Source organism: Streptomyces sp. NPDC053079, from assembly GCF_044546695.1.
GTDB lineage: Bacteria > Actinomycetota > Actinomycetes > Streptomycetales > Streptomycetaceae > Streptomyces.
On sequence record NZ_JBITZJ010000004.1, the window covers coordinates 257,342 to 271,960 of the forward strand.

General features: G+C 71.5%; 13 protein-coding genes and 1 pseudogene. 7 read left to right on the forward strand and 7 right to left on the reverse strand.

The features are described 5' to 3' along the window. Positions 1-175: 175 nt before the first annotated feature. Together ACIGXW_RS16915 and pssA are read left to right on the forward strand one after the other, a co-directional pair. On the forward strand, positions 176-832 hold the full coding sequence (locus tag ACIGXW_RS16915) for a phosphatidylserine decarboxylase (protein ID WP_399573695.1): 657 nt from the start codon (positions 176-178) through the stop codon (positions 830-832). Further along, positions 819-1,667, forward strand: a complete 849-nt coding sequence (gene pssA, locus ACIGXW_RS16920) for a CDP-diacylglycerol--serine O-phosphatidyltransferase (protein WP_399573696.1) — start codon at positions 819-821, stop codon at positions 1,665-1,667. Before ACIGXW_RS16915 ends, pssA begins: the two co-directional genes overlap by 14 nt. A gap of 92 nt (positions 1,668-1,759) precedes the next feature. On the opposite strand, the gene ACIGXW_RS16925 is transcribed toward pssA, so the two are convergent. After that, positions 1,760-2,890: a glycerate kinase gene (locus tag ACIGXW_RS16925; protein ID WP_399573697.1), complete on the reverse strand. Its 1,131-nt coding sequence runs from the start codon at positions 2,888-2,890 to the stop codon at positions 1,760-1,762. 125 nt (positions 2,891-3,015) lie between these two features. On the opposite strand from ACIGXW_RS16925, the gene ACIGXW_RS16930 reads away from it, so the two are divergent. Beyond that, positions 3,016-4,698: a BCCT family transporter gene (locus ACIGXW_RS16930; RefSeq protein ID WP_399573698.1), complete on the forward strand. Its 1,683-nt coding sequence runs from the start codon at positions 3,016-3,018 to the stop codon at positions 4,696-4,698. A gap of 34 nt (positions 4,699-4,732) precedes the next feature. Here the strand turns inward: ACIGXW_RS16930 and ACIGXW_RS16935 are convergent, their stop codons facing one another. Together ACIGXW_RS16935 and ACIGXW_RS16940 are read right to left on the reverse strand one after the other, a co-directional pair. Next, positions 4,733-5,224, reverse strand: a complete 492-nt coding sequence (locus ACIGXW_RS16935; protein ID WP_399573699.1) for a methylated-DNA--[protein]-cysteine S-methyltransferase — start codon at positions 5,222-5,224, stop codon at positions 4,733-4,735. Positions 5,225-5,235: 11 nt separating this feature from the next. Then, positions 5,236-6,720 carry an AlkA N-terminal domain-containing protein gene (locus tag ACIGXW_RS16940; protein WP_399573700.1) on the reverse strand — a complete coding sequence of 495 codons (1,485 nt, stop codon included), beginning with the start codon at positions 6,718-6,720 and terminating at the stop codon, positions 5,236-5,238. 124 nt (positions 6,721-6,844) lie between these two features. Between ACIGXW_RS16940 and ACIGXW_RS16945 the strand changes: the two genes are divergently transcribed. Both ACIGXW_RS16945 and ACIGXW_RS16950 read left to right on the forward strand, forming a co-directional pair. Then, positions 6,845-7,069: a hypothetical protein gene (locus tag ACIGXW_RS16945; protein ID WP_360907359.1), complete on the forward strand. Its 225-nt coding sequence runs from the start codon at positions 6,845-6,847 to the stop codon at positions 7,067-7,069. A 2-nt stretch (positions 7,070-7,071) separates the two neighbouring features. Continuing rightward, positions 7,072-7,650 (forward strand): Clp protease N-terminal domain-containing protein, encoded by a 579-nt coding sequence (locus tag ACIGXW_RS16950; protein WP_399573701.1) that lies wholly within the window; start codon positions 7,072-7,074, stop codon positions 7,648-7,650. A 47-nt stretch (positions 7,651-7,697) separates the two neighbouring features. Here the strand turns inward: ACIGXW_RS16950 and ACIGXW_RS16955 are convergent, their stop codons facing one another. From ACIGXW_RS16955 to ACIGXW_RS16965, 3 genes are all read right to left on the reverse strand, one after another. After that, complete coding sequence (locus ACIGXW_RS16955; RefSeq protein WP_399574045.1) at positions 7,698-9,107, reverse strand: phytoene desaturase family protein; 1,410 nt, start codon at positions 9,105-9,107, stop codon at positions 7,698-7,700. A 36-nt stretch (positions 9,108-9,143) separates the two neighbouring features. Next, positions 9,144-9,971, reverse strand: a complete 828-nt coding sequence (locus ACIGXW_RS16960) for an inositol monophosphatase family protein (protein WP_399573702.1) — start codon at positions 9,969-9,971, stop codon at positions 9,144-9,146. A gap of 102 nt (positions 9,972-10,073) precedes the next feature. After that, complete coding sequence (locus tag ACIGXW_RS16965) at positions 10,074-10,550, reverse strand: DUF3761 domain-containing protein (protein ID WP_399573703.1); 477 nt, start codon at positions 10,548-10,550, stop codon at positions 10,074-10,076. A 218-nt stretch (positions 10,551-10,768) separates the two neighbouring features. Here ACIGXW_RS16965 and ACIGXW_RS16970 point away from each other — a divergent pair. Both ACIGXW_RS16970 and ACIGXW_RS16975 read left to right on the forward strand, forming a co-directional pair. Further along, a pseudogene (locus tag ACIGXW_RS16970) lies at positions 10,769-11,308 on the forward strand (biotin/lipoate A/B protein ligase family protein); the annotation flags it as partial. 148 nt (positions 11,309-11,456) lie between these two features. After that, positions 11,457-13,214, forward strand: coding sequence for a recombinase family protein (locus ACIGXW_RS16975; protein ID WP_399573704.1), 1,758 nt, complete (start codon positions 11,457-11,459; stop codon positions 13,212-13,214). 421 nt (positions 13,215-13,635) lie between these two features. Here ACIGXW_RS16975 and ACIGXW_RS16980 read toward each other — a convergent pair whose 3' ends face one another. Further along, a complete protein-coding gene (locus tag ACIGXW_RS16980; protein WP_399573705.1) occupies positions 13,636-14,484 on the reverse strand; it encodes a helix-turn-helix domain-containing protein in 849 nt (282 codons plus the stop codon). Positions 14,485-14,619 lie beyond the last annotated feature (135 nt).

The following is a 14,619-nucleotide window of genomic DNA, read 5'->3' on the forward strand; positions in this document are numbered from 1 at the left end:
GGTTTGGAGGTATCTGGGGGTGTTTTAACAGAGAAGAAGATCACACCCTGTCATCGGCGTTCGGCCATCTACTGGCCCCGGCGCTTAGCCAGTTGCCGTCCGAAACCGATAGCATCCCCGGAAAGCCGCCGTCCCCCATATCGTTACGCGGCACCCTCCGCTACGAAGGTCACCCATGCCCCACAGCTCTTCCTCTGCACCTCGCGACAGCTCCCGCGGTGTACGCCTCGCGCGAGGAGCATCGCCGTGGCTCCTTCCCACCGTCGCCACCGCGGCGGTCAGCCTCACCCAGGCCCGCCGCTCCGGGCGCTGGGCGGCACTGGCCGTGCCCGCCACCGCACTCGCGGCGGGCATGCTGTGGTTCTTCCGCGACCCCGATCGTGAGATCACCCAGGGCCGGGTCATTTCCCCGGCCGACGGCGTGGTGCAGAGCATCATGCCCTGGAAGGACGGACGAACCCGCGTCGCGATCTTCATGAGCCCGCTCAACGTCCACGTCAACCGCGCCCCGATGGCCGGCACGGTGACCTCGGTCGAGCACGTCCCCGGCGGCTTCGTTCCGGCTTTCAACAAGGAGAGCGAGAACAACGAGCGCGTCATCTGGCACTTCGACACCGAGCTCGGTGACATCGAGATGGTCCAGATCGCCGGCGCCGTCGCCCGCCGCATCGTGCCGTACATCGACGCGAACACCAAGGTCGAGCAGGGCGAGCGGATCGGCCTGATCCGCTTCGGCTCCCGTGTCGACCTCTACCTGCCCGAGGGCGTGGAGGTCGCGGTCGAGGTCGGACAGGCCACCACGGCAGGGGTGACACGCCTTGACCGTGGTTGAGCCGGACACACAGGCCGCCTGGGTTCCCGAGGCCGACGCCGACGACACGGACGTCATGCCGCTGTCCACGCGTCTGTCAATAGCGGACACCCTCACCCTGGGCAACGCGATCTGCGGCTTCATGGCGGTGTACTTCACCACCACCGGCGTCCTCATCCCGCACCTGACGGGCAACGAGGACGGCGGCATGGCCCGCCACAGCGCGGCCACGGCCGTGATACTGATGCTGCTCGCGTCGGTCTTCGACCTCTTCGACGGGCTCGTGGCGCGCAAGCTGCGCAGCTCGGCGATGGGTGCGGAGCTGGACAACCTGTCCGACCTGATCAGCTTCGGCCTGGCGCCCGCGTACTTCGTGGTCGTCTGGGGCATGGTCGCCGACGACGCCCACCAGCGGGTCTCGGCGGTCGCGGCGATCGTGGTGCTGCTCGCGGTGGTGCTGCGGCTGGCCCGCTTCTCGTGCGTCCAGCTGCGGGACGGCATCTTCCAGGGGATGCCGAGCCCCTTCGGGGCACTGACGGTCGTCTCGATCGTGCTGCTCGAGCTGCCGTTCGTGCCGACGCTGCTCGCGATCATGGGGGTGGCGTGGCTGATGGTCAGCCGGGTCGAGTACCCCAAGCCGCGCGGGCCGCTGGCGGTGGCCATGCTCAGCTGGATCGTGCTCAGCATGGGCCTGCTGGCCGCGTGGGCCTTCGACGCCCCCGGCGGTGAGCTCCTGCTCCAGACGGGCTGCGCACTGCAGGTCGTCCTGGGCGCGGTGATCCCGCTCTTCGCCACGGCGCGTCGCGTGAACACGTTCCGCGACAACCGCCGCGAGGCACGGGCGACGCAGCCGTAGCGCTGGCCGCGCGGGACGGTACGAACCAAGGGCGTGGGCCCGGGCGAAAGCCCGGGCCCACGCCCTTCGGTGTTGTGGGAAGGGTCCTGGCCTCAGGCGAGGTAGTCGCGCGCGATGCGCTCGGCGAGACGCTCCACGAGCGTCCCCGCTTCGGCCATGCACCGCTCAGCATCCGGCTCCAGGTCCGTGAGGGCGTACGCGCGCTCGATGCCCGCGCCCGCGAGAGCGGCACCGCCAAGGGCGAGGCGGCCGCAGACCGCCACCACGCGCGTGCCACGGGCGGCCCGGGCCACCCCCACCGGCGCCTTGCCGTGCAGCGTCTGCTCGTCGAGCGAGCCCTCCCCCGTGATCACGAGGTCGGCATCCTTCAGCGCCGCCGCGAAGCCCAGCACCTCGAGCATCACCTCGATGCCGGGCCGGAAGTCCGCCCCCAGGCCGGCCAGGGCTCCGTAGCCCAGTCCGCCCGCCGCCCCGGCCCCGGGCGCACCCGCCCGCACGCCGCCGTCCAGCACGCGCGCGTAATGGGCCAGGGCGGCGTCCAGCACCGCGACGTCCTCCCGCGAGGCGCCCTTCTGGGGCCCGTACACCGCGGCAGCCCCCCGCGGGCCCGTCAGCGGATTGTCGACGTCGCTCGCGAGCACGATCCGGGTCCGTGCGAGCCGTGCGTCCAGCCCGGACAGATCGGCGCGCGCGAGCGCCGCCAGCGGGCCGCCCCCGGGGCCGAGCGCCCGCCCGTCCGCGTCGAGGAACCGGGCCCCGAGGGCGGCCAGCATCCCCGCCCCGCCGTCCGTGCCGGCGCTGCCGCCCACGCCCAGCACGACCGTGCGGGCCCCGGCGTCCAGCGTGGCCCGCAGCAGCTCCCCGGTGCCGAGGGACGTGGCGGTGAGCGGGGCGAAGGCCCCGCGCGGCAGGTGGCGCAGGCCGGACGCCTCGGCCATTTCCACCACTGCCGTGCCGTCGGCCGGACGCAGCGCGTACGCGGCGGCGACCGGCTCGCCGACCGGCCCGGTCACCGTCGCCGTGCGCCGTTCGAAGCCCGCCGCCACCGCGGCCTCCACCGTGCCGTCGCCGCCGTCCGCGACCGGCAGCGCCCGCACCGCCACGCCCGGCGCACCGCGCCGCAGACCGGCCGTGACGTGCCGGGCGACCTCCACGGCCGTCAAGGACCCCTTGAACTTGTCCGCGGCGATCAGTACGTGTCGTACACGTGTCGCATCCGCCACCGTGCATCCCCTCGCTTCCGGGTCGCGCCGCGGTGACCCTACCCGGGGGACTGTCGCGCCGCCCATGCCCCGCGGCGGCGTGCCAGGCCGCCCAATACGGCCTTTCCCGGCCATAGTGGGGCGTCATGAGCACCGAGAGCACCGGCGTGCGCGCACCGCAGGACGAGCCCCCGGACGTGCCGCTCGTCGTCTTCGGCGGCGTGGCGGTCCTGGCGGTGGTCGCCTGGGCGGCGCTGGGCAAGCGCTCCTTCGACCGGGTCTCGACGACGGCTCTGGGCTGGGTGCTGTCCAATTTCGCCTGGCTGTTCGTGATCGCGGCCGATGTGTTCCTCGCGCTGTGCGTGGTGATCGCCGTCAGCCGCTACGGCCGGATCCGGCTCGGCACGGACGACGCGCAGCCGGAGTTCGGCAACCTCGCGTGGATCGCGATGATGTTCAGCGCCGGCATGGGCATCGGCCTGATGTTCTACGGCGTCGGCGAGCCGCTGCAGCACTTCGTCGTCCCGCCGCCCGGCAGCGGGGTATCCGCCGGTTCCCCGGCCGCGGCCCGCACGGCGCTGGAGTACTCCTTCTTCCACTGGACCCTGCACCCCTGGGCGATCTACGGCATGGCCGGCCTGGCGCTCGCGTACGCGGGCTTCCGCAAGGGCCGCGGCAACCGCCTCAGCTCGGCGTTCGTCCCGCTGCTCGGGGCGGGGCGGGCGGCCGGCTGGCCGGGGCGGGCCATCGATCTCCTCGCCGTCTTCGCCACGGTCTTCGGCACGGCCACCAGCCTGGGCCTGGGCGCGCTGCAGGTCTCGAAGGGCCTCAACATCACGACGGGCGTCAAGGACTCCACCTCCCTCGAGCTCGTCATCATCGCCTCGCTGTCGGCCGCCTTCGTCCTCTCCGCCTTCTCCGGCCTGCACAAGGGCGTGAAGTGGCTGAGCACGCTCAACATCGCGCTCGCCGCGTGCCTGATGCTCTTCGTCTTCCTGCTCGGCCCGACCGTCTTCGTCCTCAACACCATCCCGGCCGCCACCGGCGGCTACCTCCACGACCTGATGACCTTCGCGACCCGCACGGGGGCGTTCACCGACTCCAAGTGGCTCGGCGCCTGGACGATCTTCTACTGGGCGTGGTGGCTGTCCTGGGCCCCGTTCGTCGGCACGTTCATCGCCCGCATCTCCCACGGCCGGACGATCCGCGAGTTCCTCGTCGGGGTGCTCCTGGTGCCCAGCGGAGCGACGGTGGTGTGGTTCTGCGTGATGGGCGGCAGCGCCCTGCGCCTGGACATGACCGGCGCCGCCGACATGGCGGGCACGGTCAAGGAGGGGGCGGAGGCCTCCCTGTTCGCGCTGCTGGACACCCTGCCGCTGGCCACGCTGTCCTCCTGGATCGCGATGGCGCTGGTGATGACGTACTTCATCACCAGCGCGGACTCCGCGTCCCTGGTGATGGGCTCGCTCTCCAGCCGCGGCGCCCTCCACCCGCGCACCTGGCTGGTCGTGGTCTGGGGCGTGCTCATGGCGTCCGTCGCCGCCGTGCTGCTCGTGGCCGGGGGCCTGAAGTCCCTGCAGTCGGCGACGATCCTGGTCGCGCTGCCGTTCGTCCTGGTCATGCTGGCGCTGTGCTGGTCCCTGCTCAGGGAGCTGCGCACCGACCCGGGCGCGGGGCCGGCCCGCCACCACGCGATGCACGGCCTGCGGGACGCCCTGCGCACGATGGTCGGCGAGGCCGTCCTGGAACAGGGCCCGGTGCGCCACCACCGCCTGCGCCGGGTGGCGGAGGGCGCCCGGGACCGCGACGGGGACGGCGACGGCACCTAGGGCTCGGTCCCGGTCGTCGATACGTCAGGACACCTCAGAACAGCCGCTCCCCGGCCCGCTCGAAGGCCAGCAGCCGGCGCTTGCGGTCCAGCCCGCCGCCGTAACCGGTCAGGCTCCCGGTGGCGCCGATGACGCGATGGCAGGGGACGATGATGCCGATGGGGTTCTTGCCGTTGGCGAGGCCGACCGCGCGGGAGGCGCCCGGGGAGCCGATGCGGTCCGCGAGTTCGCCGTAGGAGACCGTCCGGCCGTAGGGGATCTCCCGCAGCGCCTCCCAGACGCGGCGCTGGAAGGGGGTGCCCACCAGACTCAGCGGCAGGTCGAACCGGTCCGACGCGCCGGTGAAGTAGGCCTCCAGTTGCCGCACCGCCTCGGGGAACGGGCCGTCCTCGGCGCGGTCGCCGAAGCTTTCCTCGGGCGGCCGGTGCCGCTGGCCGGTCATGTAGAGGCCGCACAGGACGCCGTCGTCGGCGACGAGCGTGAGCGGCCCGTAGGGGCTGTCGACGACGGTGTGGACGCGGGACATGGTGGCTTCCTTCAGCTGGTGAGGGGCGGTCGGGCGGCGGCGTGGTCGTCGGCCGACCACAGGTACTGGACGGCGTACGCGCGCCAGGGCCGCCAGGCGGTGGCGTGCCGGGTCAGGGCTGCGGGGGTGGCGGGCAGTCCGGTCCGGGCCGCCGCGCGCCGCACGCCCAGGTCGGTGGGGAGGAAGGCGTCGGGGTCGCCGAGGCCCCGCATGGCGATGAGCTCGGCCGTCCAGGGCCCGATGCCGGGCAGCTCGGCGAGGTGGGCCCGGGCCCGCGCCCAGTCGCTGCCGGGCCCGAGGGCGAGCTCGCCGCCGGCGAGGGCCCCGACCGTCCGTACGAGCGTGGCGCGGCGGCCGGCGGGCATGGCCAGCGCCGCGGGGTCCAGGGCGGCCAGCGCCCCGGCCGTCGGGAAGAGGTGGGTCAGCCCCGTGCCGGCGCCGCCGGGTATCGCGAGGGGTTCGCCGTGCGCGGCGACCAGCCGGGCGGCGAGCGTCCGGGCGGCGGCGGTCGAGACCTGCTGGCCCAGGACCGCGCGGACGGCCAGCTCCTCGGCGTCCACCGTGCGCGGCACGCGCCGGCCGGGGCTCTTGTCGACGAGGGGCGCGAGGTGGGGGTCGGCGCGCAGGAGCCCGTCGACGGCCTCGGGGTCGGCGTCCAGGTCCAGCAGCCGGCGGCAGCGGCTGATGGCGCCGGCCAGGTCGCGCTGGTCGGTGAGGGCGAGGCGGCACTCGACGTGCCCGGGGCGGGGGCGCAGCGCGACCGTCCCCTGGCCGTAGGGCAGGCGCAGGGTGCGGTGGTACGTGCCGTCGCGCCACTCCTCCACGCCGGGGACGGCGGTGGCGGCGAGGAGCCCGAAGAGGTTGTCGGGGCACAGCGGCTCGCGGAAGGGCAGACGCAGCGTCAGCGTGCCGGGGGTGGCCGGGGCGTGGCCGCGCGACGCGCGGGCGCGCAGGTCGGTGGGGGTGAGGGCGAAGACCTCGAGGACGGTCTCGTTGAAGGTGCGGATGGAGGAGAAGCCCGCGGCGAAGGCGACGTCGGACATGGGCAGCGCGCTGGTCTCGATCAGCACGCGGGCGGTCTGGGCGCGCTGGGCGCGGGCCAGGGCGAGCGGACCGGCGCCGAGCTCGGCGCGCAGCTGGCGTTCGATCTGGCGGGTGCTGTAGCCGAGGCGGTCGGCGAGGCCGCGTACGCCCTCGCGGTCGACCGTGCCGTCGCCGATGAGGCGCATGGCGCGGGCGACGAGGTCGGCGCGCTCGTTCCAGCGCGGGGAGCCGGGGCTGGCGTCGGGTCTGCAGCGCTTGCAGGCCCGGAACCCGGCCTGCTGGGCGGCGGCCGCGCTGGGATAGAAGGTCATGTTCCGGTCCTTCGGCGGCACGGCCGGGCAGCTCGGGCGGCAGTAGATGCGCGTGGTCAGCACGGCGGTGAAGAACCAGCCGTCGAAGCGCGCGTCCTTGGAGCGCACGGCCCGTACGCAGCGGTCGAAGTCGGTGTGCATGTCTCAAGGATCCGGCTTCCGGGGCGGTGGGGCTCGCGGAAATCCGACATCACCGTCCGCGGCGTTCCCCACCCACATGTCAACACTGGTTGACACGCGCGCGGTGTCACCCTAGGTTGACAGCATGGCCGGAACGGATGCGAAGGACGCGGTCGGCACCACCGAGGCCGCCATGAACGCGGACCCCCACGTGGGGCTGCGGGCCGTCGCCGCACTGCGGCGGCTGGTCGAGCGCCTGGAGGAACTCCAGGTCGACAGCGCGCGACGGCAGGGCTGGTCCTGGGAGGAGATCGGGGCCGCGCTGGGCGTCAGCAGGCAGGCAGTCCACAAGAAGCACGCCAGGAGGTAGGCATGTTCGAACGGTTCACCAAGGACGCGCGCGAAGCCGTCGTCAGCGCGCAGGAAGAGGCGCGCGCCCTGGACCACGCGTGGATCGGCCCGGAACACCTCCTGCTCGGGGTGGTCGCCCGCACCGGGGCGCCGGGCGCCCGCACCCTGGCCCGGCTCGGGATCACCCCCGAGGCGTGCCGGGCCGCGATCGGCTCGCCCCGGCCCTTCGACGACGGCGACGCGGAGGCGCTGCGCGCCTTCGGCATCGACCTCGAGGCCGTGCGCGGCAGGGCGGAGGACGCCTTCGGCCCGGGCGCGCTCGACGCACCGCCGCCGGCCGGCCCGGCCCCGCGCCGGCTGTTCGGACGCGGCGGCGGCACCAAGGCGCACGTCCCGTTCACGCGCCGCGCCAAGAAGGCGCTGGAGCGTTCCCTGCGGGAGGCGCTGGCGCTGCGGGACCGGCGCATCGGCGTCGAGCATGTGCTGCTGGGCATTCTGGACGCGGAGGACGAGGTGACGGCCGGTGTCCTGCGGCGGCTGGGCACGGATCCGGCGACCTTGCGGTCCGGGGTGCTGGCGGACCTGGCGCAGGCCGCCTGATTTTCCACGGCGTTCGAGGACCGGGGGCCCGGGGGCGGAGCCCCCGGTCAGGCGTCGCGCAGGCTCCGCCATACCGCCTTCGCCGCGTGGTGCCCGGACATCCCGTGCACGCCCGGCCCCGGTGGGGTCGCCGAGGAGCAGAGGAAGACGGCGGGGTGCGAGGTGGCGTACGGCACCCGGGCCAGCCGGGGGCGGATCACCAGGCGCAGGCCGGCCACGGAGCCGGTGGCGATGTCGCCGCCGACGTAGTTGGCGTTGCGGGCCGCCAGCTCCGGCGGCCCGGCCGTGGCGCGGGCGAGGACGAGATCGCGGAAGCCGGGCGCGAAGCGCTCGATCTGACGCTCTATCACCTCGGTGCCGTCGCCCTCCCAGCCGCTGGGTACGTGCCCGTACACCCAGAAGGTGTGCTTGCCCTCCGGGGCCCGGGTGGGGTCGATGATGCTGGGCTGGGCGGTGATCAGGAAGGGGACGGACGGGTCGTCACCCCCGACGGCTGCCCGCAGGGCAGCCCCGATCTCGCCGATGGTCGGGCCGATGTGGACCGTCCCGGCCCGGCGGGCCGCCTCGGCCGTCCACGGCACGGGCCCGTCCAGGGCGTAGTCGAGCTTGAAGACGCTCGGGCCGTAGCGGAAGTGGCGGTAGGCGTCGCCCAGTCCGGCGATCCGGGCGAGGGCGGTCGGCGAGGTGTCGAAGACGAACGCGCGGGCCGGCGGCAGGTCGTCCAGGTGCTTGACCTCGAAGCCGGTGTGGATCGTGCCGCCCAGCTCGCGCAGGTAGGAGCCGAGCGCGTCGGCGATGGACTGCGAGCCGCCGCGCGGGACGGGCCAGCCGCACTCGTGCGCGGCGAGGGCGAACATCAGGGCCATGCCGCCCGTGCCGAAGCCGCCGAGCGGGGCGATGCCGTGGGCGGCGAGCCCGGCGAAGAGCCCGCGGGCCTTCTCGTCCCGGAAGCGGCTCCTGGCCAGAAGCGTGGCGGACTGGGCGGCGACCAGCCCGAACCGGGCGTAGGTGACCGGGTCGCGCGGCAGCCCGTCCCACTGCGTGCGCAGGAAGTCCGCGGAGAGGGTGTCCCACCGGCCGTGGAAGGGCGCCACCAGCCGCCGGTACGCGCCCGCGTCGCGCGGTCCGAGCGAGGAGGCACTCTCGCCGACGAGCCGGGAGAGGACCGCGGCCGTGCCGTCGGGGAAGGGGTGCGCCATGGGCAGGTCGGGGTGGATCCACTCCAGGCCGTGCCGGTCGAGGGGCATCGCGCGGAACGCCGGCGAGCGCACCGCGAGCGGGTGCACGGCCGAGCACGGGTCGTGGCGGAAGCCGGGGAGCGTCAGCTCCTCGGTGCGGGCTCCGCCGCCGATGGCGTCGGCCGCCTCGAACACCTCGACGGCGAGGCCGCGGCGGGCCAGTTCGACGGCGGCGGTCAGCCCGTTGGGCCCCGCTCCCACGACGACGGCGTCGAGCATGGTGGCCACCGGATGGACTCCCCTCGTCCCTGCCTGTCAGCCGGCGGACGCCAGCAGGCCCAGGATATGCCGCAGGGTCGGCTCGTCCCGCGCCGCGCTGAACGGCAGGGCGTTGCCGCCCGCGATCCGGAACGGCTCCCCCGCGACGGTCCCGCTGACCCCGCCGGCCTCGGCGACCAGCAGCAGCCCGGCCGCGTGGTCCCAGGCGTTCTCCCACGAGAAGGCCACCGCGTCGAGCGAGCCCTGCGCCACGTGCAGGTACTCCAGCCCCGCCGAGCCGCAGGGGCGCGGCGCGACGCCTTCCGTGCACAGCGCCGCCAGGACCCGCTTCTGCTCGTCGGTGGTGAAGTCGTAGTGCGAGGTGGCGACTTCCAGGTCCTTGCCCGGCTCGGGCGAACCGGAGCGCAGCGGTACGCCGTTGAGCACCGCCCCCTCCCCCTTGCGGGCTATCGCCATCAGCTCCAGAGCCGGCGCGTAGGTCCAGGAGGCGAGCAGCTCGCCGCGGTGCGCGAGGCAGACCAGGGTGGCGAAGCCGGGGTCGCCGTTCACGAACTGCCGGGTGCCGTCGACCGGGTCGACGATCCACACCGGCTCCTCGCCGCACAGCGAGGCGAGGATGCGCGGGTCGGCGTGCACCGCCTCCTCGCCGACGACGACGGATCCGGGCAGCAGGGCCGTCAGCGCGTGCGTGAGGTGTTCCTCCGCGAGCCGGTCGGCGACGGTCACGAGGTCGTGGGGGCCGTTCTTCTCGACGATCTCGTCCGCGGCGAGCTGCCGGAAGCGCGGCAGGATCTCCGCGGCGGCCGCCTTGCGGACCGCTTCCTCGACATCGTTCACATCACCTGCGAGAAATTCATCGATCATACGAACCATCGAACCACGTCGCACCGACAATCGGTGGTGTGGTGATGGCCGCACGGTGTCCCCGCGGTGAACCCCTCGCCGGCCCTGCTGCCCGGGGTGGGCTCAGGAGGGCAGGTCCTTGAGCCACTGCGCGACACCGCCGTGGTGGGAGCAGGTGCCCCTGCGGTGCGCGGAGTAGGAGGACGTGCCGTCGTTGCAGATCGCGGAGGCCCCGCTGTGCGAGCCGCCGGTGGTGGACGACGAGCCGCCGCCTCCCCCGGTGGACGTGGAACCGGACCCGCCGGAACCGCCGGACACGGCGCCGCCGAGGGAACCGGCGTCCGCCTTGGCCGGCGGCGTGGGCGAGGGGGTCGGCGAGGCGCTGCTCGACGAGGGCGTGGGGGCGTGCGTCGGACTGGGTGTGGGCGTGGCGGTGGGCTCGGCTATCTCCGACGGTGTCGCCGTCGAGACGGTGGGCTTCGGGTCCTGCGTCTTCTTGCTGTCGCCGTCGTCGCAGGCGACGGCGCCGAATCCCAGTGCCAGCGCGGCGAACAGCGCCGCACAGGCCCGTGCGGTCCGCCGCGCGGTGAACGTGCTCACGATGAGGATTCCCCCCGGTGTACTGCTGCGCGAAGCAGTTCCGCGCATGGCTCCGCACCCGGTCGCGAGCCGGCGCCCGGCGGTCCGGGAGGGCGGGGTGGGGGGTAGCCAGAGTGTAAGGGGCTTCGCGGCGAACGCGTGGCCAGATGACGGAGTTACGGTTGTTTCCGCTGCCGGCCGGCCGGGCCGGCCGGAGGAAGCACGCTGGAGGATGCGCCGTGCACGGTGAATACAAGGTGCGGGGCGGCAAGCTCGTCGTCGTCGACGTGGAGGTCGCGGACGGGGTGCTGCGCGACGTGCGGGTGGCCGGCGACTTCTTCCTCGAGCCCGACGAGGCCCTTCTCGACATCAACCGGGCCCTGGAGGGCGCCCCCGCCGACACCCCGGCCCCGCAGCTGGCGGCCCGCGTCGAGGCGGCGTTGCCCGAGGGCACGGTGATGTTCGGCTTCACCTCGGAGGCCGTCGGCATCGCGGTGCGCCGGGCCGTGGCGAACGCGACCGACTGGACCGACTACCGGTGGGAGCTGATCCACGACGGGCCGCAGTCGCCCGCCCTCCACATGGCCCTGGACGAGGTCCTGACCGCCGAGGTCGCCGCCGGGCGGCGCCCGCCGACGCTGCGCGTGTGGGAGTGGGGCTCCCCCGCCGTGGTCATCGGCAGCTTCCAGTCGCTGCGCAACGAGGTCGACCCGGAGGGGGCTGCCCGCCACGGCATGACGGTGGTGCGCCGCATCTCCGGCGGGGGTGCGATGTTCGTCGCATCGCAAAGGCACTACAGCACCGCGGCGTAGTGATCTTTCGCCACGACCGCGTATCGATCATTACGGATATCGTTTAAGTCTCGGTACTTAGGGATTTGCGTCCTGCGACGAGGGAGAAATCAGTTCCCCTCGTAACGTCAAGGACGTGAGCATCACCGTGGCACCTGCACCTGCACCAATACGCCTGCGCCCCGCGGAGGCTGATGGCCTTCCAGAGACCTTTAAGCGCAGGAAGCGCGGCCTCATCTACGTCCGCGTATCGCAGGCACGAGCTGACATGATCAGCCCGGAACTCCAGGTAGGTCATGCCCAGGCGCTGGCCGACGCCAATGACATCGACGTCATTCTTGAGCCGATCATGGACCTCGGCGAATCAGGCCGAGAGTTCGAAGAGCGCAAGATCGAAGAGATCAAGCAGATGGCTCGGGACAAGGTGTTTGACGTCTTGATCCTTTGGATCTGGTCGCGCTTCGGTCGGAACCTTCGCGAGTCGCTTCAGCATCTTGACGCCCTGATGGACTACGGCGTCGAGGTACGCGCCGCCAAGGAAGACTTCGACGGCAAGACCACCATCGGCAGGTTCGCCATCGCTCAGATGCTGAACATTGCCGAACTTGAGTCGAACCAGAAGGCCGACATGTGGCGCGACACGTTCGAGCGCCGCAGGAATCGGGGCCTTCCCCACGCCAACCGTGGAAAGTTCGGCTACTACCGCTGCCTTACCTGCCCGAAGTGGGAGTTCGGCAAGAAGCTCGAAACGTGCCCCAGGTGTCGTCCTGGCATCCTGAATGTGGATCCGGTGACAGGCCCGGTGCTGGCCCAGATGTACCGCGACTACGCGGCGGGCATCTCGGTCAGGAAGATTGTCATGGGCCTTAACAGGCGCGGATTCACGACGTTCGTGGGCAAGCCTTGGACGTCCGGCGACCTCCACGCCACGCTCGACACCGGCTTCGGCCTCGGCTTCGTGCGCTACCTCATTCCGGAACTCGGCCACAAGGTCATCACCCGCGAGGACGGCAGCACGAAGAAGAAGCGCGTCAACCGTCAGCGCGACATCACCGCGTACCTCTACTACGGCGGCGCACACAAGGCCGTCATCGATGACCCGGTGGAGTGCGAGCGGCTGTGGGACGCTTACACCAAGCGCCGCATGACCCAGAGCAGGAAGCACCACTTCACGAATCAGGCGCGCTACTCCCTGTCGAGCCACCTGCGATGCTCGGGCTGCGGGGGCCGCATGCAGACCGCACTGCGGGGCAAGAAGCATCGGCGCCCGCTCATCGACGGCCTGACGAACCCGCTGGACGTCACCTTCCGCTGCGCGAACCACATCGACAACAAGTCGTGCCCACTGGGAGGCGTGTACATCTCACTCGCCGTTGCCGAGAAGCGGTTCCAGCGTTGGCTGGCGCAGGAGGCTGCGATGGACGCCGAGACCTCGCGGAAGCTTGCAGCTCGGATGGCGAAGATCCGCGCCCAGGGTGATGAGAACGACGACTACCTGAAGCGGTTGAGCGAGATCGAGGCTCAGCTCGCGGACATCCGCCGCGAGGAGGACAAGCTGACGGATGCAGTCCTTGAGGAGCTGATCTCCAAGGACGCGGCTCGACGCAAGCGTGCCGAGCTGGAGACGCAGAAGGGCGCCCTCCTCAAGGAGAGCGCCGAGCTGCAAGACAAGATCAAGAATGTGCCCAAGGTGATTGAGCGCCCGGACCAGCAGCGCATCGCTACGGCCCTTGAGGTCTACTCCGTGGCCGGGCAGGCAGACCGGAGGGAGCTTGCGGGCAAGCTGATCAGAGAGATCCGCGTCCACCCGGGGAAGGACACGGAAGGAAAGATCGAGGTCTACCCGCTGTGGGTCGCGCCGCCGCCCAGGATCAAGCCGGCACTGGCTGCGTAGCAGCGGCCCGGAGAGCGGTTAGTTCGTCTTCGTACTGCACAGCGAGCACTGCCACGAGGTCCCAGAACTCGTCCATGCAGTCTTCTCGGGTTCGAACGATGATGTCGAGGTCCATGTAAGTCCTTTACGAGACGGGCGGGATTCCTCCTACCGGAGGGTCTCGCCCTTCGTGCTCTACCGACCTTTGGGGCAGAAATCCACGGAGAGACGCGATGACCGGATTCAACTCGTGGGCTGGTCAGTCGGCTTGGCGCACATCTCACCTATGCACAATTTACGTCCAGGGTTCCCAAGGCCCAAGGAGGGTTGCCGAGGTCACACAGCCTCGCCCCCGCCGCGACGGCTCGGGCTCACGTGTCGCTGAGGCGGCATGAACGATGCGCCGGCCACGGCGATGTCCGGCGCATCCACTTCAGAAGGTTCAGGAAGCCGCGTGCAGCAACCTCGAAACGGGGACCGCGAAGCGTTCGCTGTCGCATTCGTTGGCCGGCACCACGGTCATGACGCGATACCGGGGGTCACGCATGGGAGAGAAGCAGAGAAAGACGACCTCAAATTCTTGGTCATGATGATGCGGCAGGTAGACACGACGCCGTGAGCCGTCCGGGTGGACGTTTGCCAGGCTCTCGTCATAGATGCGCCGGGCGACGTCGTCCTTTCGGACCTCTTCCACTACCTCTCGCATGCGCGCATTGTCGGGGTTGTTGCGCATCGCCAGGTGAAGCTGTGCCGCCATGGGCCTGGCCCAGGTCTGTTCCCAGTCCACGAGCTGAAGGCGTGCCTCCCTGTACGTCAGCGCCCAGATCATCACGTTGACGCCGTGGGGCATCCATCGCCACTGCTGCGAGGCCGCCGCGTTGTGGATGAGGATGTCCCACTCGGGTCCGGAGACGTAGCAGGGGTAGGGCTGCATGAGAACGAACCGGGCCAGTGCCGGGCCGATGACGCTTGTGTCCATCTGCGGCCCCTCCGGCGGCGTCCTGCCCACCGTGTACGTGTAGAGGGTCAGCCGCTCGTCCTCGGTGAGACCCAGGACGCGTGAGACGCAGTCCAGGAACTCGTCCGAGAAGGGCGTGGAGACGCCACGTTCAAGGTTGCTGTACCAGCGGGTGGAGAAGCCGGCGAAGTGACTCACGTCTTCCTGGGTGAGCCCGCGGCCCCGCCGACGGCCGTACCGTGCGGTGAAGCCGGGGAGGTCTTCCGGGTCCACGCGCTCACGCCATTGCCTGACCATCCGTCCGACCGCCACCAGGTCGTTTTGCTCGCTCATTGCGCCGCCCTCACACAAAAAGATCCATGGGTTGGCTGCAACGATCCGTCAGCCCCCGATTGCTCCGGGATTCAACGAACCGTCGGATCGATGCCCCAGGCAAGTACTCGATAGTAACTGACGCCATTACGAATC

What these genes read in the sequence shown, in the direction of transcription:
- ACIGXW_RS16940 (WP_399573700.1), bottom strand. Translation starts at nt 6,720, where the DNA reads ATGCACACCGACTTCGACCGCTGCGTACGGGCCGTGCGCTCCAAGGAC.
- ACIGXW_RS16915 (WP_399573695.1), top strand. Translation starts at nt 176, where the DNA reads ATGCCCCACAGCTCTTCCTCTGCACCTCGCGACAGCTCCCGCGGTGTA.
- ACIGXW_RS16960 (WP_399573702.1), bottom strand. Translation starts at nt 9,971, where the DNA reads ATGATCGATGAATTTCTCGCAGGTGATGTGAACGATGTCGAGGAAGCG.
- ACIGXW_RS16980 (WP_399573705.1), bottom strand. Translation starts at nt 14,484, where the DNA reads ATGAGCGAGCAAAACGACCTGGTGGCGGTCGGACGGATGGTCAGGCAA.
- ACIGXW_RS16955 (WP_399574045.1), bottom strand. Translation starts at nt 9,107, where the DNA reads ATGCTCGACGCCGTCGTCGTGGGAGCGGGGCCCAACGGGCTGACCGCC.
- ACIGXW_RS16945 (WP_360907359.1), top strand. Translation starts at nt 6,845, where the DNA reads ATGGCCGGAACGGATGCGAAGGACGCGGTCGGCACCACCGAGGCCGCC.
- ACIGXW_RS16935 (WP_399573699.1), bottom strand. Translation starts at nt 5,224, where the DNA reads ATGTCCCGCGTCCACACCGTCGTCGACAGCCCCTACGGGCCGCTCACG.
- ACIGXW_RS16930 (WP_399573698.1), top strand. Translation starts at nt 3,016, where the DNA reads ATGAGCACCGAGAGCACCGGCGTGCGCGCACCGCAGGACGAGCCCCCG.
- ACIGXW_RS16950 (WP_399573701.1), top strand. Translation starts at nt 7,072, where the DNA reads ATGTTCGAACGGTTCACCAAGGACGCGCGCGAAGCCGTCGTCAGCGCG.